Genomic DNA, 21,346 nt, shown 5'->3' on the forward strand with positions numbered 1-21,346 from the left:
CTCTTGTTATCTTCCTTTCTTATTGTTGTCCATCACTAACCGTAACGGTGATGTGACTTGTTCTCTTCAATATCTCATATGCTCGTCCATGTGCGCGCGGACGGAAACGTTTTAATGTTGGTCCTTCATTAACGAAGATTTCTTTAATAAATAAGCGATCAGCATCCAGACCATTATTATTAACAGCATTAGCTACCGCTGATTTAACTAATTTCTGTACTGGTACTGATGATTTTTTGTTTGTGTTGTTAAGAATAACTATTGCCTCTCCCACTTTTTTATTCCGAATTAAATCGGTTATTAATCTTACTTTTCGTGGCGATATTCGAATACTTCTTAAGTTTGCTCTTACATCCATTTATATAATACTCACTTTCTGAATTTTATTATTTTTTCTTTTTCTTATCATCGCCATGTCCACCAAATTTTCTTGTTGGTGAGAATTCTCCCATTTTATGACCAACCATATCTTCGGTAACATAAACTGGAATATGTTCTTTTCCATTGTGGACAGCAAAAGTATGACCAATAAAATCAGGATAGATAACGCTTCTTCTTGATCAGGTTTTAACAACTTCTTTTTTATTCGTAGCATTTAATACTTCAACTTTTTTCTGTAAATGTTTATCAACAAATGGCCCTTTTTTAAGACTTCGTGACATTTTTTTACCTCCTATATATAATCTCTCTAATTTTGATTTTTACTTTCAACTATTGTTTGTCTGATTTGACCCTAATTATCAAGATTATTTAGTACGCCTTCTAACGATTAGTTTAGTTGAAGCTTTTTTCTTATTACGAGTTTTCACTCCTAATGCTTTTTTTCCTCATGGAGTCATTGGCGCTTTTCGCCCAACTGGAGCTTTACCTTCTCCCCCTCCATGTGGGTGATCATTAGGGTTCATAACTGATCCTCGAACAGTTGGGCGAATTCCTCGTCAACGGTTTCGTCCGGCTTTTCCTCAATTTATTAAGGCATAATCTTCGTTTCCAACTTCACCAATTGTGGCACTACATTCAGCTAAGACCTTACGAACTTCACCAGATGTTAAACGAATTGTGACATATTTGCCATCTTCATCTTTCCCTAGTAATTGCACTGATGACCCCGCTGAACGTGCTAATTGGCCACCTTTACCTGGGCGTAATTCTAAATTATGTAGAACTGTCCCTTCTGGAATGTTTTTCAATTTCATACAGTTTCCAACTTTAATATCAGCTTTATCACTGTTAATAATTTGCATTCCAACTTTAATTGTTTTTGGTGCTAAAATATATCTTTTTTCACCATCAACATAATTAACTAAACTAATAAATGCGTTACGATTTGGATCATATTCAATGGTTGCAATTTTTCCAATAATATCACCCTTATTACGTTTAAAGTCAATAATACGATATTTAACTTTATGGCCGCCACCTTTATGTCTTGTCGTAATAACCCCTTGGTTATTACGACCAACATGTTTTTTCCGAGTTTCAATTAATGTTTTTTCCGGGCGGTCAGTTGTTAGCACGGAATAATCTAATGTCGTCATATTACGACGACTCGGTGTAACTGGTTTAAAACTCTTAATTGGCATTTTTATTTATCCTCCTGTTGCGCCAATAAACAGTCCCAGATAGTGTAATCCTGGAATTATTTATCTTCTCCTAATAAATCTAATTTCTCTCCTGGTTTTAATTTAATAACTGCACGTTTTGTGTATGTTGTCTTTCCAACAAATTTTCCCATTTTCTTTTCTTTTGGGTCATAATTAATAACATTAACTTTTTCAACTTTTACTTCAAATAATTTTTCAAAAGATTTTTTAATTTGAACTTTGTTCGCTGTCCGTGCAACTTCAAAAGTATATACACCATTATTCATATTACGATATGTTTTCTCTGACAAAATTGATTTTTTAATAATATTTGTAATATGCATTATCCGTACACCTCCTCAATTGCTTTTATTGCTTCTTTTGTTACTAATAATTTGTTTGCATTTAATAAATCATAAATATTAATTCCAGTTGATGTAATTATATTTACTTTCTCAATATTACGTGATGATTTAAAGTTAATTTCATCACCTTCAGTCGTAATAATTAATAATTTTTCATTATTAACTTTTAAATTATTTAAGACTTCAACCATTGCTTTTGTTGACGGCTTGTCAATTCCAAATTGATCAATTATCATCATATTTTTATCTTGAACTTTCAATGATAATGCTGATTTAATTGCCAATTTTCTTACTTTTTTATTAACATGTTTTAAGTAATTTTTTTCCGGAGTTGGACCAAAAACAATCCCTCCGCCTTTTCATTGCGGTGCTCTAATTGAACCTTGGCGAGCACGACCAGTTCCTTTTTGTCTTCAAGGTTTTCTTCCCCCACCAGATACTTCCGTTCTTGTCTTAGTTTTGTGTGTGCCTTGACGCATTGCGGATTGTTGCGCAACCACAGCATCAAACATTGCTTGTTGATGTGGAGCAATCCCTCAAATGGCATCATTTATACTAATTTCTTTAACGCTAGTTCCCTTCTCATCAAGTACTTGTAATTTCATTTTACTTAAAATTCCTTTCTACAAAACTATTCTGTTTTTGATGCTGGTGCATCAGTAACTGCTGCTTGTGTTGTTTCAACGCTTGAATCAACAACTCCTTCAACTGGTTTTTCTTCTTTTGTTGTGGGTTTTGATTTTTTTGCATCAACAGTTCTTTTAATTAATTCTGTTGGTGCATTAGGTGTTAAACCTTTAATTGTTTCTTTAATAACTACAAATTGTTTTTTAGGACCTGGAATTGAGCCTTTTACTAATAAAGCATTTTTTTCAGTATCAATTGCAATAACTTCTAAATTTTGAATTGTTACTTTTTCGGTTCCCATATGTCCAGGCATTTTTTTAGATTTTAAAATTCGATTTGGTGCAATTGGCCCCATTGATCCAACCCCACGGTGGTAACCTGACCCATGGCCCATTGGTCCCCGTGAATAGTTATGTCTTTTAATCGAACCGGTAAATCCTTTCCCTTTTGAAGTTCCTGTAACATCAACGAATTCCCCAGCAGTAAAGATATCAACTTTAATAATATCGCCAGAATGATAACCATCCATGTTTCTGATTTCTTTAACGAATCGCTTAGGTGTTGTGTTCGCTTTTTTGAATTGCCCTTGGTCTGGTTTTGAAACCAAGTTAACTCTTTTATCTTCGACAGCTAATTGAAGTGCTTGGTAACCATTTTTTTCTTTTGTTAACACTTGCAAAACAACATTAGGTTGTATTTCAACTATTGTAACTGGTATTAATCTACCGTCGGTAGCAAAAATTTGTGTCATACCAATTTTGCGTCCTAAGATTCCTTTCATTTCTTTCCTCCTTGAAAATACGTCATGTATATCTTGTCTCTAAATTAAATTTAAGAATGGTTATTTATTTCATTTCAATTTCCACACCACTTGGTAGTTGAACCCTTTTTAGAGTATCAATTACCTTTGGACCATCAGGATTAATAATATCAATAATTCTTTTATGCGTTCTCATTTCAAATTGTTCTCTTGAATCTTTGTATTTATGAGTTGCTCGTAAAATAGTGATAATATTACGTTCAGTTGGTAAAGGAATTGGTCCTTTTACCTGTACTCCTGCGGCGTGAGCTGCTTCAATGATTTTTTTAATTGATTGATCAACCACACGGTGATCAAAACCTTTTAATTTAATTCTCATTTTAGTTTGAGCCATTACTTTTCCTCCTAATTTGTTCATATTTTTTGTGTAAACATTTACAACGCCTATCATTGTATCAAAGATAGACCACAAAAGATGTTCCCACAAAATATACATGCTCATTTATTTTATTGGATAATAGTTAATAATGCAAGTCTTTTTTAAAAAATGTGGAAACCACATACATTTAAGAATTTAGTTCATACCGTTAATAAAATTATAACAAAAAAATATTAGACTTCTTGCGATACTAAGATAATCATTGCAAATTAATTCATAAAGAAAAAATAGACTGCACCCCGTTTAGTAAGTATTAATAAAAAGGTTTACAAACTTTAATTTATTATATCTTTTTCTTTTTGGTTTGAATATCATTTATTTCATTTTTTAACATCATTAATATATTCATTATGAGATTTATAATTTTTATTATGGATTGTTCCTTTTTTAAGTAATGAATGAAAACTTTCAATAATAATGTTGTCTGCACAATGATAATTTTTACCCATTGAAATTATAATTTTGTTATCTAAACATTTACTATTATAATCTTTAGATGTATATTGATATCCGTGATCTGAATGAATTATTGTTTTATTTAGATCTTTTTTTATTTTTTTAATTTTATTAATTGCAGCATTTAAATTATCAATTACAAGTTTGTTATTATTAAATTTTGATCATTTTACATCAATAATTTCTTTAGTATATCCATCAATTATTGTTGATTAATAATGTTTTTTACCATTTCAAATTAAATAAGTTACATCAGTAAATAAAATTGAAAATCTTTCTTTAATATCATTAAAATTACGATTTACTAAATCAGGATATTTAATTATATTTTTATTTCTATTTTGTTTTATTAATATTTTTCTACGCATACGCTTTACATATTCAGCTTGAATATTATTTTCTTTCATAATTCGTAATACTTTCTTAGCATTATAAACAATGCCATAATCTTCTTTTAAATATTTGGTAATTCGACGATAACCAAATTGTTTTAAATTTTCTTCATAGACTTTTACAATATTTTTTAATGATTCGCTATCCTTACCATTACTTGAATAATTTTTATATTTATCTCAATAACTACGCTTTAAATCTGTTATATCAAGTAATAAATTTAGTGGATATTTATTAAGGTTTTCTTTGATAAAAAATACAATTTTTCTTTTATTTAATTGTAAAAGTCATGAAGCTTTTTTAGTAATTCATACCTAACTTTGTAATAGTTTAAATCTCTTTTTTCAAATGATTCTTTTGGACCTTTATTGGTGTTTAAAATTCCTTTCTTAAAATTTTCATACCATGAAGCAACAGTTTTTTTATTAATTGCATATTTTTTTGCAATAAAACTTATACTATTATTTTTAACCTCTTGTCCTATCCTTTTTCGAAAATCTGCTGTATATTTATTAAATTTTTGTTCTTTTCTTGCCATATAAAAATGCACCTCCTTTAAAAGTTTAGCAAAGACTTTTTTTCTTTACTTACTTTTTTGGGTGCAGTCTACAAAAATCATCCGTATATCAGTGAATTGAAAAATTTAATAATTATGGATCTTTTAAAACAAAAGATAACCGCACTGTTGAAGAAAATGAACTGATTGCCTTGCGGAAAGAATTAATTCAATTACGAATGGAAAACGAAATTTTAAAGCAAGCGGCACTGATAATCGGCAAAAAATAGAAATTATTAACAATAATAAAGAAAAATATTCCGTGCGAAAAATGGGTCAAATATTAAAGATAGCAAAATCAACATATTACTATCAAATTAATAAATACGCTACGGTTGATGTTAATAATTATGAACAAGAAGTTATCAGTCCATTTAATGATAGTCGCAAAATTTATGGAGCTCGTAAAATTAAAGCTATTTTAACCAGAAAAGATATTATCTTATCGCGAAGAAAAATTCGCCAAATTATGATTAAAAATCAGTTAGTATTTAAATACACTAAATTAAAATATCGTAATCATAAGTCAATGGTTAATAACGACGAAATTAGCAACGTTTTAAACCGTGAATTTAATAATAAACAACCAAATGAAGTTGTTGTTAGTGATTTAACATATGTTCAAGTTGGGTGCTAAATGACATTATATTTGTTTATTAATTGAATTTTTTAATCGTGAAATAATTGGCTATAGTGCCGGGACAAACAAAACAGCCCAACTAGGACAAAAAGCCTTTTATTCAATTACAAGACCATTAAATCAAATTACGTTATTTCATACTGACCGGGGTAATGAATTTAAAAATAAAATCATTGATAATATCTTAAATACTTTTAACATCAAACGATCATTAAGCAATAAAGGCTGTCCATACGATAATGCTGTGGCTGAAACAACTTACAAAAGTTTTAAAACGGAATTTATCAAGGGACAAAAATTTATAAATTTAACCCAATTAAAATACAAATTATTTGACTTTGTGCATTGATATAACAATATTCGAATTCACGGTAGTTTAAATTATTTAACACCTGTTGAATTTAGAAAACAACAATCCATATAAAAAGTGTCCTAAAAAGGGTTGCCAATCCAATATCAAGAGTTTTCGACAAAATTAAATAACTTTGATGCCCAAAAGATGCGAAAATATGATATAATCATTTTGTAATAAAATGGGTATAAGAGTGGCTAAACTAAATTTAATAAAACAAATTAAGTTTTTTTGAATGGGGTAATCATAAACAATGGAAAAAATTAGAGTATTAACATTAGAAAAAAAAGTAATTTTAAAGAAATTCCTATATCAAAATGAAGAGGTCAAATCAAGTGAAGAAATTGCTTTAATTGAAAGTGAAAACGGCCAATCAATCATTACAGCCCCAATGAATGGAATTGTTGTTAAACCAATTAAAGAAGGCAGTAAAATTAAAAGTAATGCTATTATTGCTTATTTGTTAACAACTGAAGATGAAATTGAAAAGTATTATTTTAAGCGTCTTGCGAGTAATGAATTTACGCGTTTAAATAAGAAAGGGATAAAGTTTTCAACAACAAAAAATGGTCAATTTGGAACAAAATGAAAAGACATTGAAGAAGATGATTATTCAGGAATTAGTGTTGCAAATGAAGATACATTACATCCAACTTTTACTCCATCGTTATTAAACCAACTGCCATTTAATAATAATGAAATGGCAGTTCAATCAAGAGCTACATTAATTAATGAACAACCATTTGATAATCAAATAATGACCCCAAATTTTAATCAAAATAATGGGCAAAAATTTTTACCCGAAGGAACTGTTATTAATAATGATCCTTACCTTTCACCAAATCCGGACCAAAATCAATCAATTTATTTTGAACAACAAAATAATGTATTACAACAAGAGCAAACTTTTGAACAACCCATTACAACAAGAGGACAAGATAAGAAACGTTGAGATGAAACAGGACTATCATTTGGTCCTAAGAAAACCCGAAACTTGTCATTTAAAAATTTGAACATTGATGATAATTATATTATTAATAATCAGGGGAAAATACCTTCAATTGATACAGTTAATAACCCAATGGACCAGGGTAAAAAAAGGGAGGTAAAAGCAACAATGGTTAATATTCCTAATTTAAATAATAATATGTTTCAAGACAGTAGTTTTGAAGCACAAACTAATAGTTTAAATCAATCACCGTCACTTTCGCCACAAAGCATTGTTACTAATGCTGTTCCAATTGGTCAAACAAAATTAGTAGAAGAAAATAAAGCAAAAGAATATGATAAATATTTAGTTAATACCACAAAACAACAAGACGAAGCACCAGTTAATGCCGCAGGATTTTTGGGTGGGCAAAATCAAAATGCTAGTTTTCGTAATCTTGTAAATCAACGTCGTGAGCAATTGCATAATAATAATGATTTTCATGAGTTATCATTAGAAGCGAATAGTTCAAAAAGTTCCAGGGACTTTTTAGATGAATATGGCCGTCCTAAAATTTTACGTAATATTGTACAAGGAAGAATGAATGATTTAATTAAAAGAAACATATCACCAGAAATGCAAAGTGGTTATAGTGGTTCTAGCCCTAGTTCTAGCGATAACGCTAATATTCTTCAAGCAGGTGAAAAGGAACCATCTGATGAAATTTATATTTTGGCAGATGGTTATACAATTGATCCAAATGAGGAAAAACAAGCAAAAACAAAAAAAACAGGAAATTTTTCGCCGTTAAAATCTTATCGTGATCGTTTATATGAAAAATTAAATGATAATGGTCAACGAGAAAAAATTTTAAAAACAAGAAATCAACGAGAGTTAATTAAGAAAAGAATGGAACAAATTGCAAAAGGAAATGTTGAAGTTGATTCAGTTTTAGGGGGAATTAATAATTATCGTCGTCCTTCTTTTGAAGAAGTTGAGTCACAATATGAAATGTTAAATAATGAATATGATAGTCATAATTCAGAACAAAACGAAGGAATGAATGATGCAATTCAAGAAGGTTCAGCAAATGAACAACAACAATTATCAAAACAATTCAAACCATTGGAAAATAAGGGTAAAGATAATCGTGAACCAAATCCATTATCATTCCAATCAGGAATAAATGATAATAATGTTATGATTGAGTTGGCAATTTTAAAAGAGCGTTTAGCTAATCAAGAGCAAAACAATCGGCAAAATGAATTATTTCGAGAAATTCAAAGTTTACGACAAGTAAATAATAGTAATAACAATAGCAATAATAGTGATAATGCTAATGGTACAAATTTTGATAAAATGATGCAATATATGTTAATGCAACAAATGTTAAAAACAATGAATGAACCAGATACAATGTTGAAAGAAATGCTAAAAGAGTTCAGAACCAATAATAAACAAAATATTCAACAAGGCAATGGAAATAACGAGGGAGCACATAATTTACAAGTTAAAAAATTTAATGCAAAAGAAAGTGTAACTTCGAATGCGCATGGAAATTTAGTGCAACCGTTAAACAATAATTTAAATATTATTAATACGAATAGTAAAGTTGAACCACAAGGATTAGAAACAAGAGAAGAAATTAAATCAGCAAGATATCCGGCAATTCAATCAATGATTATGTCACAAGCACATGTTCCACCATTAACAATTATTGCTGACATTGATATGTCAGCAATAATTGACCAACAACGAAAATTAAAAAATGCTAATGCTGATCATGGTGTTCGTTTTTCAACAATGAGTTTCTTGGTAAAAGCCGTTTCTTTATCTTTAAGTGAATATTCAAAATTAAATTCATATTATGATTCAAAAACAAATCAAATTGTAATTAAAAATTCTCAACATATTGGTTTAGCAACAGAAACTAGCGAAGGATTAGTAATTCCAGTTATTAAATTTGCTGAACAAATGAGTTTAAAACAAATTGCAATTAATATTCAAGAAACAATTGAACGTTTACGTCAAGGTGAATTGTATGATTATGAATTACAAGGAAGCACTATTACGATTGCAAACTATGGAATGGTTGGGGCAGTTAATGCAACACCGACAATCTTTTACCCTAATTCAGCTGTAATTGGTATTGGTCGCATTGTTCGTAAACCAGTTGTTATTAAAGGTGATAAGTTAGTAATTCGCTCGATAATGAATCTTTCTTTAACAATCGATCAACGAATTATTGACGCTGCGGAAGCGGGAATCTTTTTAACAAGATTAAAAGAAATATTAGAGTCACCAGAATTAATTACGTTATCATAAAAAATATTATTAATTTTTAATTAGGCTTTGTGTAGATACAAACGGCAAATTTATATTTTGTTAAATTAATAATAAAATATTTTTAATAAATTTTTGTAATTTCATCTTATTTTAATTATATTTAAGCACGCCAAAAATAATTTATTAAATTTTAACTAATAAATTTATTTAATAGGCTTCTTGCGATACTATAATAATCATCGCAAATTAATTCATAAAGAAAAAATACAAATAGGAATTTATACCTCTTATTAATTTAATTCTTATAGTCATACATTATTTTGGCACAACAAAAAATGCTTGGATTGGCAACCCTTTTTAGGACACTTTTTATATGGATTGTTGTTTTCTAAATTCAACAGGTGTTAAATAATTTAAACTACCGTGAATTCGAATATTGTTATATCAATGCACAAAGTCAAATAATTTGTATTTTAATTGGGTTAAATTTATAAATTTTTGTCCCTTGATAAATTCCGTTTTAAAACTTTTGTAAGTTGTTTCAGCCACAGCATTATCGTATGGACAGCCTTTATTGCTTAATGATCGTTTGATGTTAAAAGTATTTAAGATATTATCAATGATTTTATTTTTAAATTCATTACCCCGGTCAGTAATTTGATTTAATGGTCTTGTAATTGAATAAAAGGCTTTTTGTCCTAGTTGGGCTGTTTTGTTTGTCCTGGCACTATAGCCAATTATTTCACGATTAAAAAATTCAATTAATAAACAAATATAATGTCATTTAGCACCCAACTTGAACATATGTTAAATCACTAACAACAACTTCATTTGGTTGTTTATTATTAAATTCACGGTTTAAAACGTTGCTAATTTCGTCGTTATTAACCATTGACTTATGATTACGATATTTTAATTTAGTGTATTTAAATAGACTGCACCCCGTTTAGTAAGTATTAATAAAAAGGTTTACAAACTTTTATTTATTATATCTTTTTCTTTTTGGTTTGAATATCATTTATTTCATTTTTTAACATCATTAATATATTCATTATGAGATTTATAATTTTTATTATGGATTGTTCCTTTTTTAAGTAATGAATGAAAACTTTCAATAATAATGTTGTCTGCACAATGATAATTTTTACCCATTGAAATTATAATTTTGTTATCTAAACATTTACTATTATAATCTTTAGATGTATATTGATATCCGTGATCTGAATGAATTATTGTTTTATTTAGATCTTTTTTTATTTTTTTAATTTTATTAATTGCAGCATTTAAATTATCAATTACAAGTTTGTTATTATTAAATTTTGATCATTTTACATCAATAATTTCTTTAGTATATCCATCAATTATTGTTGATTGATAATGTTTTTTACCATTTCAAATTAAATAAGTTACATCAGTAAATAAAATTGAAAATCTTTCTTTAATATCATTAAAATTACGATTTACTAAATCAGGATATTTAATTATATTTTTATTTCTATTTTGTTTTATTAATATTTTTCTACGCATACGCTTTACATATTCAGCTTGAATATTATTTTCTTTCATAATTCGTAATACTTTCTTAGCGTTATAAACAATGCCATAATCTTCTTTTAAATATTTGGTAATTCGACGATAACCAAATTGTTTTAAATTTTCTTCATAGACTTTTACAATATTCTTTAATGATTCGCTATCCTTACCAGTACTTGAATAATTTTTATATTTATCTCAATAACTACGCTTTAAATCTGTTACATCAAGTAATAAATTTAGTGGATATTTATTAAGGTTTTCTTTTATAAAAAATACAATTTTTCTTTTATTTAATTGTAAAAGTCATGAAGCTTTTTTAGTAATTCATACCTAACTTTGTAATAGTTTAAATCTCTTTTTTTAAATGATTCTTTTGGAACTTTATTGGTGTTTAAAATCCCTTTCTTAAAATTTTCATACCATGAAGCAACAGTTTTTTTATTAATTGCATATTAGACTGCACCCCGTTTAGTAAGTATTAATAAAAAGGTTTACAAACTTTCATTTATTATATCTTTTTCTTTTTGGTTTGAATATCATTTATTTCATTTTTTAACATCATTAATATATTCATTATGAGATTTATAATTTTTATTATGGATTGTTCCTTTTTTAAGTAATGAATGAAAACTTTCAATAATAATGTTGTCTGCACAATGATAATTTTTACCCATTGAAATTATAATTTTGTTATCTAAACATTTACTATTATAATCTTTAGATGTATATTGATATCCGTGATCTGAATGAATTATTGTTTTATTTAGCTCTTTTTTTATTTTTTTAATTTTATTAATTGCAGCATTTAAATTATCAATTACAAGTTTGTTATTATTAAATTTTGATCATTTTACATCAATAATTTCTTTAGTATATCCCATCAATTATTGTTGATTGATAATGTTTTTTACCATTTCAAATTAAATAAGTTACATCAGTAAATAAAATTGAAAATCTTTCTTTAATATCATTAAAATTACGATTTACTAAATCAGGATATTTAATTATATTTTTATTTCTATTTTGTTTTATTAATATTTTTCTACGCATACGCTTTACATATTCAGCTTGAATATTATTTTCTTTCATAATTCGTAATACTTTCTTAGCATTATAAACAATGCCATAATCTTCTTTTAAATATTTGGTAATTCGACGATAACCAAATTGTTTCAAATTTTCTTCATAGACTTTTACAATATTTTTTAATGGTTCACTATCCTTACCATTACTTGAATAATTTTTATATTTATCTCAATAACTACGCTTTAAATCTGTTATATCAAGTAATAAATTTAGTGGATATTTATTAAGGTTTTCTTTGATAAAAAATACAATTTTTCTTTTATTTAATTGTAAAAGTCATGAAGCTTTTTTAGTAATTCATACCTAACTTTGTAATAGTTTAAATCTCTTTTTTCAAATGATTCTTTTGGACCTTTATTGGTGTTTAAAATTCCTTTCTTAAAATTTTCATACCATGAAGCAACAGTTTTTTTATTAATTGCATATTTTTTTGCAATAAAACTTATACTATTATTTTTAACCTATTGTCCTATCATTTTTCGAAAATCTGCTGTATATTTATTAAATTTTTGTCCTTTTCTTGCCATATAAAAATGCACCTCCTTTAAAGTTAGCAAAGACTTTTTTTCTTTACTTACTTTTTTGGGTGCAGTCTACTTTTTAGCAATATTAGTTGAAAATAGAACTACTAAAGTTATTAACGAAAATATTAGCCATTATTTATCAATTCTGCCAAATAATCTTGTTAAGACTATAACATTTGATCGTGGTAAAGAATTTGCTAATTGACAACAACTTGAAAAAAATTTAAATGTGAAAATTTATTTTGCTAATGCATATTCACCCTGACAAAGAGGTACTAATGAAAATACTAATGGTTTAATTAGAGAAAAATTTCCTAAAAAATTTAATTTTTCAAATACTACTAAAAATGCAGTTCATAAATTTATATTGTCTTTAAACCAAAGACCAAGAAAAATACTAAATTATCTTTCGCCAATCGAATATTTGGTTAGAAAAATAATTTAGTTGCACTTAACTTTACAATTTGGCATTATTATATTTTCAATAATTCACTGTTTTTGTAATCGTTTGGTATTAGTGGATTGAACAAAAATATTATTATTAGTATTAACCGCCATTTGAATACAACATTTAGTGTTAGTGGAAAATGGATCAAGATGAGTTTTTCGTTTATTAAATTTATTTTTAAAATTACCTTTATGGATTTCTTTAATAGACTTCTTGCGATACCTGATTATTTATGCTTAAAAAACTGGATAGGTTACAATAAGTTGGACCATATTTATGTGGACTTTCAAATAAAATATAATTATGAAGAAAGTAGGAATATAAAAATGGGAAGAAATTCATCGGTGTATGAATTTAAAAAACAAATTGTTTTACTTTATCAAAATGGTAAAACCATTCTTGAAATTTTTAAGGAATATGGGATGTCAAAATCATCCGTATATCAGTGAATTGAAAAATTTAATAATTCTGGATCTTTTAAAGCAAAAGATAACCACACTGTTGAAGAAAATGAACTGATTGCCTTGTGGAAAGAATTAATCCAATTACGAATGGAAAACGACATTTTAAAGCAAGCGGAACTGATAATCGGCAAAAAATAGAAATTATTAACAATAATAAAGAAAAATATTTCGTGCGAAAAATGGGTCAAATATTAAAGATAGCAAAATCAACATATTACTATCAAATTAATAAATACGCTACGGTTGATGTTAATAATTATGAACAAGAAGTTATCAGTCCATTTAATGATAGTCGCAAAATTTATGGAGCTCGTAAAATTAAAGCTATTTTAACCAGAAAAGATATTATCTTATCGCGAAGAAAAATTCGCCAAATTATGATTAAAAATCAGTTAGTATCTAAATACAACAAATTAAAATATCGTAATCATAAGTCAATGGTTAATAACAACGAAATTAGCAACGTTTTAAACCATGAATTTAATAATAAACAACCAAATGAAGTTGTTGTTAGTGATTTAACATATGTTCAAGTTGGGTGCTAAATGACATTATATTTGTTTATTAATTGACTTGTTTAATCGTGAAATAATTGGCTATAGTGCCGGGACAAACAAAACAGCCCAACTAGGACAAGAAGCCTTTTATTCAATTACAAGACCATTAAATCAAATTACTGACCGGGGTAATGAATTTAAAAATAAAATCATTGATAATATCTTAAATACTTTTAACATCAAACGATCATTAAGCAATAAAGGCTGTCCATACGATAATGCTGTGGCTGAAACAACTTACAAAAGTTTTAAAACAGAATTTATCAAGGGGCAAAAATTTATAAATTTAACCCAATTAACACAATTAAAATATAAATTATTTGATTTTGTGCATTGATATAACAATATTCGAATTCACGGTAGTTTAAATTATTTAACACCTGTTGAATTTAGAAAACAACAGTCCATATAAAAAGTGTCCTAAAAAGGGTTGCCAATCCAAGCAATTAAAATTTTTAAAAATGATTATTTTAAAGTTTAATTTAATTTTTTTATTTGTAATTTTTTTATTTTTGTTAATATCGCAAGAAGTCTAATAAAACGGGAAATTACTTTACTAGATTGTCCTAGCAATGAAATTTGAATTAATAAATTTTATTGTTCATAATTTAAATGACTTCAATAAGTAAAATGATGACGAAAAGCATCAAAACTAGCCCGACATTTTTTGCATAAATATTTTTGTTTTCCTTCGGGATTATGGCCATTTTTAACACAATGATAAGATTTGCAATTAGGGCATTTAATACCTTTATCTCTAAATTTTTGATCAATTTCATTTAAGCGTTTTTGTTTTTTGATTAATTCTGCTTCTTTTTTAACTTTTTCATAAAATTCTAAAAATTGATCATCTGTTAAACTATTTATTAATTCTGCAAGTATTTTTTTCCATCAATTATTTACCTCTCTTTATATTATAAAATATACCTAATTTTAGATATATTTTATAAATATCAGAGTTTTCGACAAAATTAAAGTATATTGACAATAAAATTAGAAGTAATACAATATAGCTAAGTAAGTGGTATATTATTCCACAATTTCTAAGATATTAATTAAAACCCTTAAATAATACATACGACCGGAAATTATTTGTTTTTAAAATTAGAATCTCTTAATTAAAAAAATAACTCATTGCAATGAATTCAACGAGTTATTTTTTTTCTTTATGTAAAATATGTTGATTACATTTTGAACAATATTTGTTAACTTCTAATTTTTCTTGTTGTTTCTTTTTATCACGTTTTGCAATGTAGTTTTCTTCCTTGCATTTTTCACAACGTAAAATTATTCCTTCACGCATTTGCTTATTCCTCTTTTCTGATTAAACATTCTTTTTTTCGAATTTTTACAACGAATATATCATGACAAAATAATTTAATTTTGTCAATATATTTTTCGGTTCTTTCCCCATTTTTTTAATTATCGCAGCGGAAAATCCGGATATCAAGGAGGATTAACAGAGTGGCTAAGACTAAAAACCCTAGCATGACACCTAAACTAATGCTTAGTTCTGTAGCTGATAAAATTATCTCCTTATAATATACTTTTTGCGATATTAACAAAAATAAAAAAATTACAAATAAAAAAATTAAATTAAACTTTAAAATAAGCATTTTTAAAAATTTTAATTGCTTTTTAAGCATAAATAATAAGATGCCGCAAGAAGTCTAATCTATAATTTTCAATTGTTATTATAAATAACACAAGAAGTTGATTGAAAATTAACTTTAAATAATAAAATAATTTTTTGTTGTGCCAAAATAATGCATCTCTTATAAAGGCTATAAGAATTAAATTAATAAGGAAAAAGGTAGACTGCACCCCGTTTAGTAAGTATTAATAAAAAGGTTTACAAACTTTCATTTATTATATCTTTTTCTTTTTGGTTTGAATATCATTTATTTCATTTTTTAACATCATTAATATATTCATTATGAGATTTATAATTTTTATTATGGGTTGTTCCTTTTTTAAGTAATGAATGAAAACTTTCAATAATAATGTTGTCTGCACAATGATAATTTTTACCCATTGAAATTATAATTTTGTTATCTAAACATTTACTATTATAATCTTTAGATGTATATTGATATCCGTGATCTGAATGAATTATTGTTTTATTTAGATCTTTTTTTATTTTTTTAATTTTATTAATTGCAGCATTTAAATTATCAATTACAAGTTTGTTATTATTAAATTTTGATCATTTTACATCAATAATTTCTTTAGTATATCCATCAATTATTGTTGATTGATAATGTTTTTTACCATTTCAAATTAAATAAGTTACATCAGTAAATAAAATTGAAAATCTTTCTTTAATATCATTAAAATTACTATTTACTAAATCAGGATATTTAATTATATTTTTATTTCTATTTTGTTTTATTAATATTTTTCTACGCATACGCTTTACATATTCAGCTTGAATATTATTTTCTTTCATAATTCGTAATACTTTCTTAGCATTATAAACAATGCCATAATCTTCTTTTAAATATTTGGTAATTCGACGATAACCAAATTGTTTCAAATTTTCTTCATAGACTTTTACAATATTTTTTAATGATTCGCTATCCTTACCATTACTTGAATAATTTTTATATTTATCTCAATAACTACGCTTTAAATATGTTATATCAAGTAATAAATTTAGTGGATATTTATTAATGTTTTCTTTGATAAAAAATACAATTTTTCTTTTATTTAATTGTAAAAGTCATGAAGCTTTTTTAGTAATTCATACCTAACTTTGTAATAGTTTAAATCTCTTTTTTCAAATGATTCTTTTGGACCTTTATTGGTGTTTAAAATCCCTTTCTTAAAATTTTCATACCATGAAGCAACAGTTTTTTTATTAATTGCATATTTTTTTGCAATAAAAATTATACTATTATTTTTAACCTCTTGTCCTATCCTTTTTCGAAAATCTGCTGTATATTTATTAAATTTTTGTTCTTTTCTTGCCATATAAAAATGCACCTCCTTTAAAAGTTTAGCAAAGACTTTTTTTCTTTACTTACTTTTTTGGGTGCAGTCTACAAAAAATCATCCGTATATCAGTGAATTGAAAAATTAAATAATTCTGGATCTTTTAAAGCAAAAGATAACCGCACTGTTGAAGAAAACGAACTGATTGCCTTGCGGAAAGAATTAATTCAATTACGAATGGAAAACGAAATTTTAAAGCAAGCGGCACTGATAATCGGCAAAAAATAGAAATTATTAACAATAATAAAGAAAAATATTCCGTGCGAAAAATGGGTCAAATATTAAAGATAGCAAAATCAACATATTACTATCAAATTAATAAATACGCTACGGTTGATGTTAATAATTATGAACAAGAAGTTATCAGTCCATTTAATGATAGTCGCAAAATTTATGGAGCTCGTAAAATTAAAGCTATTTTAACCAGAAAAGATATTATCTTATCGCGAAGAAAAATTCTCCAAATTATGATTAAAAATCAGTTAGTATTTAAATACACTAAATTAAAATATCGTAATCATAAGTCAATGGTTAATAACGACGAAATTAGCAACGTTTTAAACCGTGAATTTAATAATAAACAACCAAATGAAGTTGTTGTTAGTGATTTAACATATGTTCAAGTTGGGTGCTAAATGACATTATATTTGTTTATTAATTGACTTGTTTAATCGTGAAATAATTGGCTATAGTGCCAGGACAAACAAAACAGCCCAACTAGGACAAAAAGCCTTTTATTCAATTACAAGACCATTAAATCAAATTACTGACCGGGGTAATGAATTTAAAAATAAAATCATTGATAATATCTTAAATACTTTTAACATCAAACGATCATTAAGCAATAAAGGCTGTCCATACGATAATGCTGTGGCTGAAACAACTTACAAAAGTTTTAAAACGGAATTTATCAAGGGGCAAAAATTTATAAATTTAACCCAATTAAAATACAAATTATTTGACTTTGTGCATTGATATAACAATATTCGAATTCACGGTCGTTTAAATTATTTAACACCTGTTGAATTTAGAAAACAACAGTCCATATAAAAAGTGTCCTAAAAAGGGTTGCCAATCCAATATCAAGAGTTTTCGACAAAATTAAATAACTTTGATGCCCAAAAGATGCGAAAATATGATATAATCATTTTGTAATAAAATGGGTATAAGAGTGGCTAAACTAAATTTAATAAAACAAATTAAGTTTTTTTGAATGGGGTAATCATAAACAATGGAAAAAATTAGAGTATTAACATTAGAAAAAAAAGTAATTTTAAAGAAATTCCTATATCAAAATGAAGAGGTCAAATCAAGTTAAGAAATTGCTTTAATTGAAAGTGAAAACGGCCAATCAATCATTACAGCCCCAATGAATGGAATTGTTGTTAAACCAATTAAAGAAGGCAGTAAAATTAAAAGTAATGCTATTATTGCTTATTTGTTAACAACTGAAGATGAAATTGAAAAGTATTATTTTAAGCGTCTTGCGAGTAATGAATTTACGCGTTTAAATAAGAAAGGGATAAAGTTTTCAACAACAAAAAATGGTCAATTTGGAACAAAATGAAAAGACATTGAAGAAGATGATTATTCAGGAATTAGTGTTGCAAATGAAGATACATTACATCCAACTTTTACTCCATCGTTATTAAACCAACTGCCATTTAATAATAATGAAATGGCAGTTCAATCAAGAGCTACATTAATTAATGAACAACCATTTGATAATCAAATAATGACCCCAAATTTTAATCAAAATAATGGGCAAAAATTTTTACCCGAAGGAACTGTTATTAATAATGATCCTTACCTTTCACCAAATCCGGACCAAAATCAATCAATTTATTTTGAACAACAAAATAATGTATTACAACAAGAGCAAACTTTTGAACAACCCATTACAACAAGAGGACAAGATAAGAAACGTTGAGATGAAACAGGACTATCATTTGGTCCTAAGAAAACCCGAAACTTGTCATTTAAAAATTTGAACATTGATGATAATTATATTATTAATAATCAGGGGAAAATACCTTCAATTGATACAGTTAATAACCCAATGGACCAGGGTAAAAAAAGGGAGGTAAAAGCAACAATGGTTAATATTCCTAATTTAAATAATAATATGTTTCAAGACAGTAGTTTTGAAGCACAAACTAATAGTTTAAATCAATCACCGTCACTTTCGCCACAAAGCATTGTTACTAATGCTGTTCCAATTGGTCAAACAAAATTAGTAGAAGAAAATAAAGCAAAAGAATATGCTAAATATTTAGTTAATACCACAAAACAACAAGACGAAGCACCAGTTAATGCCGCAGGATTTTTGGGTGGGCAAAATCAAAATGCTAGTTTTCGTAATCTTGTAAATCAACGTCGTGAGCAATTGCATAATAATAATGATTTTCATGAGTTATCATTAGAAGCGAATAGTTCAAAAAGTTCCAGGGACTTTTTAGATGAATATGGCCGTCCTAAAATTTTACGTAATATTGTACAAGGAAGAATGAATGATTTAATTAAAAGAAACATATCACCAGAAATGCAAAGTGATTATAGTGGTTCTAGCCCTAGTTCTAGCGATAACGCTAATATTCTTCAAGCAGGTGAAAAGGAACCATCTGATGAAATTTATATTTCGGCAGATGGTTATACAATTAATCCAAATGAGGAAAAACAAGCAAAAACAAAAAAACAGGAAATTTTTCGCCGTTAAAATCTTATCGTGATCGTTTATATGAAAAATTAAATGATAATGGTCAACGAGAAAAAATTTTAAAAACAAGAAATCAACGAGAGTTAATTAAGAAAAGAATGGAACAAATTGCAAAAGGAAATGTTGAAGTTGATTCAGTTTTAGGGGGAATTAATAATTATCGTCGTCCTTCTTTTGAAGAAGTTGAGTCACAATATGAAATGTTAAATAATGAATATGATAGTCATAATTCAGAACAAAACGAAGGAATGAATGATGCAATTCAAGAAGGTTCAGCAAATGAACAACAACAATTATCAAAACAATTCAAACCAGTGGAAAATAAGGGTAAAGATAATCGTGAACCAAATCCATTATCATTCCAATCAGGAATAAATGATAATAATGTTATGATTGAGTTGGCAATTTTAAAAGAGCGTTTAGCTAATCAAGAGCAAAACAATCGGCAAAATTAATTATTTCGAGAAATTCAAAGTTTACGACAAGTAAATAATAGTAATAACAATAGCAATAATAGTGATAATGCTAATGGTACAAATTTTGATAAAATGATGCAATATATGTTAATGCAACAAATGTTAAAAACAATGAATGAACCAGATCCAATGTTGAAAGAAATGCTAAAAGAGTTCAGAACCAATAATAAACAAAATATTCAACAAGGCAATGGAAATAACGAGGGAGCACATAATTTACAAGTTAAAAAATTTAATGCAAAAGAAAGTGTAACTTCGAATGCGCATGGAAATTTAGTGCAACCGTTAAACAATAATTTAAATATTATTAATACGAATAGTAAAGTTGAACCACAAGGATTAGAAACAAGAGAAGAAATTAAATCAGCAAGATATCCGGCAATTCAATCAATGATTATGTCACAAGCACATGTTCCACCATTAACAATTATTGCTGACATTGATATGTCAGCAATAATTGACCAACAACGAAAATTAAAAAATGCTAATGCTGATCATGGTGTTCGTTTTTCAACAATGAGTTTCTTGGTAAAAGCCGTTTCTTTATCTTTAAGTGAATATTCAAAATTAAATTCATATTATGATTCAAAAACAAATCAAATTGTAATTAAAAATTCTCAACATATTGGTTTAGCAACAGAAACTAGCGAAGGATTAGTAATTCCAGTTATTAAATTTGCTGAACAAATGAGTTTAAAACAAATTGCAATTAATATTCAAGAAACAATTGAACGTTTACGTCAAGGTGAATTGTATGATTATGAATTACAAGGAAGCACTATTACGATTGCAAACTATGGAATGGTTGGGGCAGTTAATGCAACACCGACAATCTTTTACCCTAATTCAGCTGTAATTGGTATTGGTCGCATTGTTCGTAAACCAGTTGTTATTAAAGGTGATAAGTTAGTAATTCGCTCGATAATGAATCTTTCTTTAACAATCGATCAACGAATTATTGACGCTGCGGAAGCGGGAATCTTTTTAACAAGATTAAAAGAAATATTAGAGTCACCAGAATTAATTACGTTATCATAAAAAATATTATTAATTTTTAATTAGGCTTTGTGTAGATACAAACGGCAAATTTATATTTTGTTAAATTAATAATAAAATATTTTTAATAAATTTTTGTAATTTCATCTTATTTTAATTATATT

General features: G+C 26.9%; 27 protein-coding genes and 5 pseudogenes. 11 read left to right on the forward strand and 21 right to left on the reverse strand.

Translation table 4 applies throughout. The features are described from left to right. Window positions 1–19: 19 nt before the first annotated feature. The 12 genes and pseudogenes from rplV to ACQH23_RS09770 form a co-directional block, all read right to left on the reverse strand. Window positions 20–358 (reverse strand): 50S ribosomal protein L22, encoded by a 339-nt coding sequence (rplV, locus tag ACQH23_RS09715; RefSeq protein ID WP_425378173.1) that lies wholly within the window; start codon window positions 356–358, stop codon window positions 20–22. A 28-nt stretch (window positions 359–386) separates the two neighbouring features. Then, window positions 387–662, reverse strand: a complete 276-nt coding sequence (rpsS, locus tag ACQH23_RS09720; protein ID WP_425378174.1) for a 30S ribosomal protein S19 — start codon at window positions 660–662, stop codon at window positions 387–389. Between the two features lie 84 nt (window positions 663–746). Continuing rightward, a complete protein-coding gene (gene rplB, locus ACQH23_RS09725) occupies window positions 747–1,583 on the reverse strand; it encodes a 50S ribosomal protein L2 (protein WP_425378175.1) in 837 nt (278 codons plus the stop codon). A 56-nt stretch (window positions 1,584–1,639) separates the two neighbouring features. After that, window positions 1,640–1,927, reverse strand: coding sequence for a 50S ribosomal protein L23 (rplW, locus tag ACQH23_RS09730; RefSeq protein ID WP_425378176.1), 288 nt, complete (start codon window positions 1,925–1,927; stop codon window positions 1,640–1,642). Further along, the gene (gene rplD / locus ACQH23_RS09735; protein WP_425378177.1) at window positions 1,927–2,553 is read right to left on the reverse strand and encodes a 50S ribosomal protein L4; all 627 of its coding nucleotides are present in this window, start codon (window positions 2,551–2,553) and stop codon (window positions 1,927–1,929) included. The genes rplW and rplD overlap by 1 nt, the downstream gene beginning before the upstream one ends. 26 nt (window positions 2,554–2,579) lie before the next feature. After that, window positions 2,580–3,356 (reverse strand): 50S ribosomal protein L3, encoded by a 777-nt coding sequence (rplC, locus tag ACQH23_RS09740; RefSeq protein ID WP_425378178.1) that lies wholly within the window; start codon window positions 3,354–3,356, stop codon window positions 2,580–2,582. 64 nt (window positions 3,357–3,420) lie between these two features. Further along, complete coding sequence (rpsJ, locus tag ACQH23_RS09745; RefSeq protein WP_425378179.1) at window positions 3,421–3,729, reverse strand: 30S ribosomal protein S10; 309 nt, start codon at window positions 3,727–3,729, stop codon at window positions 3,421–3,423. Window positions 3,730–4,049: 320 nt separating this feature from the next. After that, window positions 4,050–4,223 (reverse strand): hypothetical protein, encoded by a 174-nt coding sequence (locus tag ACQH23_RS09750; RefSeq protein ID WP_425378180.1) that lies wholly within the window; start codon window positions 4,221–4,223, stop codon window positions 4,050–4,052. Between the two features lie 39 nt (window positions 4,224–4,262). After that, window positions 4,263–4,436, reverse strand: a pseudogene (locus ACQH23_RS09755) (IS3 family transposase); the annotation flags it as partial. 6 nt (window positions 4,437–4,442) lie between these two features. Then, window positions 4,443–4,637, reverse strand: a complete 195-nt coding sequence (locus tag ACQH23_RS09760; RefSeq protein WP_425378181.1) for a hypothetical protein — start codon at window positions 4,635–4,637, stop codon at window positions 4,443–4,445. Between the two features lie 21 nt (window positions 4,638–4,658). Next, window positions 4,659–4,931, reverse strand: a pseudogene (locus ACQH23_RS09765) (hypothetical protein); the annotation flags it as partial. Continuing rightward, entirely contained in the window at window positions 4,898–5,161 is a 264-nt protein-coding gene (locus ACQH23_RS09770; protein ID WP_425377836.1) for a hypothetical protein, read from the reverse strand. The pseudogene ACQH23_RS09765 and the gene ACQH23_RS09770, both read right to left, overlap by 34 nt. Before the next feature lie 289 nt (window positions 5,162–5,450). Between ACQH23_RS09770 and ACQH23_RS09775 the strand changes: the two genes are divergently transcribed. The 3 genes from ACQH23_RS09775 to ACQH23_RS09785 all read left to right on the forward strand — a co-directional run bounded on the left by ACQH23_RS09775 (window position 5,451) and on the right by ACQH23_RS09785 (window position 9,424). Then, complete coding sequence (locus tag ACQH23_RS09775) at window positions 5,451–5,816, forward strand: IS3 family transposase (RefSeq protein WP_425378182.1); 366 nt, start codon at window positions 5,451–5,453, stop codon at window positions 5,814–5,816. Beyond that, window positions 5,797–6,243 (forward strand): IS3 family transposase, encoded by a 447-nt coding sequence (locus ACQH23_RS09780; RefSeq protein ID WP_425378183.1) that lies wholly within the window; start codon window positions 5,797–5,799, stop codon window positions 6,241–6,243. The genes ACQH23_RS09775 and ACQH23_RS09780 overlap by 20 nt, the downstream gene beginning before the upstream one ends. Before the next feature lie 181 nt (window positions 6,244–6,424). Further along, window positions 6,425–9,424 carry a 2-oxo acid dehydrogenase subunit E2 gene (locus tag ACQH23_RS09785; RefSeq protein ID WP_425378184.1) on the forward strand — a complete coding sequence of 1,000 codons (3,000 nt, stop codon included), beginning with the start codon at window positions 6,425–6,427 and terminating at the stop codon, window positions 9,422–9,424. A gap of 330 nt (window positions 9,425–9,754) precedes the next feature. Here ACQH23_RS09785 and ACQH23_RS09790 read toward each other — a convergent pair. From ACQH23_RS09790 to ACQH23_RS09810, 5 genes and pseudogenes are all read right to left on the reverse strand, one after another. Then, window positions 9,755–10,310: pseudogene (locus ACQH23_RS09790) on the reverse strand (IS3 family transposase); the annotation flags it as partial. Window positions 10,311–10,354: 44 nt separating this feature from the next. Beyond that, window positions 10,355–10,951: a DDE-type integrase/transposase/recombinase gene (locus tag ACQH23_RS09795; RefSeq protein WP_425377849.1), complete on the reverse strand. Its 597-nt coding sequence runs from the start codon at window positions 10,949–10,951 to the stop codon at window positions 10,355–10,357. A 21-nt stretch (window positions 10,952–10,972) separates the two neighbouring features. Then, window positions 10,973–11,245 (reverse strand): annotated as a pseudogene (locus tag ACQH23_RS09800) (hypothetical protein); the annotation flags it as partial. Between the two features lie 167 nt (window positions 11,246–11,412). After that, window positions 11,413–11,802 carry a DDE-type integrase/transposase/recombinase gene (locus ACQH23_RS09805; RefSeq protein WP_425378185.1) on the reverse strand — a complete coding sequence of 130 codons (390 nt, stop codon included), beginning with the start codon at window positions 11,800–11,802 and terminating at the stop codon, window positions 11,413–11,415. Beyond that, complete coding sequence (locus tag ACQH23_RS09810; RefSeq protein ID WP_425378186.1) at window positions 11,789–12,097, reverse strand: IS3 family transposase; 309 nt, start codon at window positions 12,095–12,097, stop codon at window positions 11,789–11,791. The genes ACQH23_RS09805 and ACQH23_RS09810 overlap by 14 nt, the downstream gene beginning before the upstream one ends. 492 nt (window positions 12,098–12,589) lie before the next feature. On the opposite strand from ACQH23_RS09810, the gene ACQH23_RS09815 reads away from it, so the two are divergent. Continuing rightward, window positions 12,590–12,976: an IS30 family transposase gene (locus tag ACQH23_RS09815; RefSeq protein ID WP_425378187.1), complete on the forward strand. Its 387-nt coding sequence runs from the start codon at window positions 12,590–12,592 to the stop codon at window positions 12,974–12,976. Window positions 12,977–13,305: 329 nt separating this feature from the next. Next, a pseudogene (locus tag ACQH23_RS09820) lies at window positions 13,306–14,412 on the forward strand (IS3 family transposase). Window positions 14,413–14,594: 182 nt separating this feature from the next. Here ACQH23_RS09820 and ACQH23_RS09825 read toward each other — a convergent pair. The 4 genes from ACQH23_RS09825 to ACQH23_RS09840 all read right to left on the reverse strand — a co-directional run bounded on the left by ACQH23_RS09825 (window position 14,595) and on the right by ACQH23_RS09840 (window position 16,973). Further along, window positions 14,595–14,882, reverse strand: coding sequence for an IS1/IS1595 family N-terminal zinc-binding domain-containing protein (locus ACQH23_RS09825; RefSeq protein ID WP_425379337.1), 288 nt, complete (start codon window positions 14,880–14,882; stop codon window positions 14,595–14,597). A 271-nt stretch (window positions 14,883–15,153) separates the two neighbouring features. Next, window positions 15,154–15,303 carry a 50S ribosomal protein L33 gene (gene rpmG, locus ACQH23_RS09830; RefSeq protein ID WP_425378148.1) on the reverse strand — a complete coding sequence of 50 codons (150 nt, stop codon included), beginning with the start codon at window positions 15,301–15,303 and terminating at the stop codon, window positions 15,154–15,156. Between the two features lie 549 nt (window positions 15,304–15,852). Further along, window positions 15,853–16,536 carry a DDE-type integrase/transposase/recombinase gene (locus ACQH23_RS09835; RefSeq protein ID WP_425378188.1) on the reverse strand — a complete coding sequence of 228 codons (684 nt, stop codon included), beginning with the start codon at window positions 16,534–16,536 and terminating at the stop codon, window positions 15,853–15,855. Window positions 16,537–16,709: 173 nt separating this feature from the next. Continuing rightward, window positions 16,710–16,973, reverse strand: coding sequence for a hypothetical protein (locus ACQH23_RS09840; protein WP_425378189.1), 264 nt, complete (start codon window positions 16,971–16,973; stop codon window positions 16,710–16,712). A gap of 57 nt (window positions 16,974–17,030) precedes the next feature. Here ACQH23_RS09840 and ACQH23_RS09845 point away from each other — a divergent pair, with 57 nt between their 5' ends. The 6 genes from ACQH23_RS09845 to ACQH23_RS09870 all read left to right on the forward strand — a co-directional run bounded on the left by ACQH23_RS09845 (window position 17,031) and on the right by ACQH23_RS09870 (window position 21,224). Continuing rightward, complete coding sequence (locus tag ACQH23_RS09845) at window positions 17,031–17,222, forward strand: hypothetical protein (protein WP_425378190.1); 192 nt, start codon at window positions 17,031–17,033, stop codon at window positions 17,220–17,222. A gap of 41 nt (window positions 17,223–17,263) precedes the next feature. Beyond that, on the forward strand, window positions 17,264–17,629 hold the full coding sequence (locus ACQH23_RS09850; protein WP_425378191.1) for an IS3 family transposase: 366 nt from the start codon (window positions 17,264–17,266) through the stop codon (window positions 17,627–17,629). Further along, window positions 17,610–18,044 (forward strand): IS3 family transposase, encoded by a 435-nt coding sequence (locus tag ACQH23_RS09855; RefSeq protein WP_425378192.1) that lies wholly within the window; start codon window positions 17,610–17,612, stop codon window positions 18,042–18,044. The genes ACQH23_RS09850 and ACQH23_RS09855 overlap by 20 nt, the downstream gene beginning before the upstream one ends. Window positions 18,045–18,363: 319 nt before the next feature. Beyond that, a complete protein-coding gene (locus ACQH23_RS09860) occupies window positions 18,364–19,710 on the forward strand; it encodes a hypothetical protein (protein WP_425378193.1) in 1,347 nt (448 codons plus the stop codon). 98 nt (window positions 19,711–19,808) lie between these two features. Then, on the forward strand, window positions 19,809–20,165 hold the full coding sequence (locus tag ACQH23_RS09865; protein ID WP_425378194.1) for a hypothetical protein: 357 nt from the start codon (window positions 19,809–19,811) through the stop codon (window positions 20,163–20,165). Window positions 20,166–20,258: 93 nt separating this feature from the next. Continuing rightward, on the forward strand, window positions 20,259–21,224 hold the full coding sequence (locus ACQH23_RS09870; RefSeq protein WP_425378195.1) for a 2-oxo acid dehydrogenase subunit E2: 966 nt from the start codon (window positions 20,259–20,261) through the stop codon (window positions 21,222–21,224). The last annotated feature ends 122 nt before the right edge of the window (window positions 21,225–21,346 follow it).

The sequence above is a fragment of the Spiroplasma endosymbiont of Polydrusus pterygomalis genome (genome assembly GCF_964030635.1).
GTDB lineage: Bacteria > Bacillota_I > Bacilli_A > Mycoplasmatales > Mycoplasmataceae > Spiroplasma.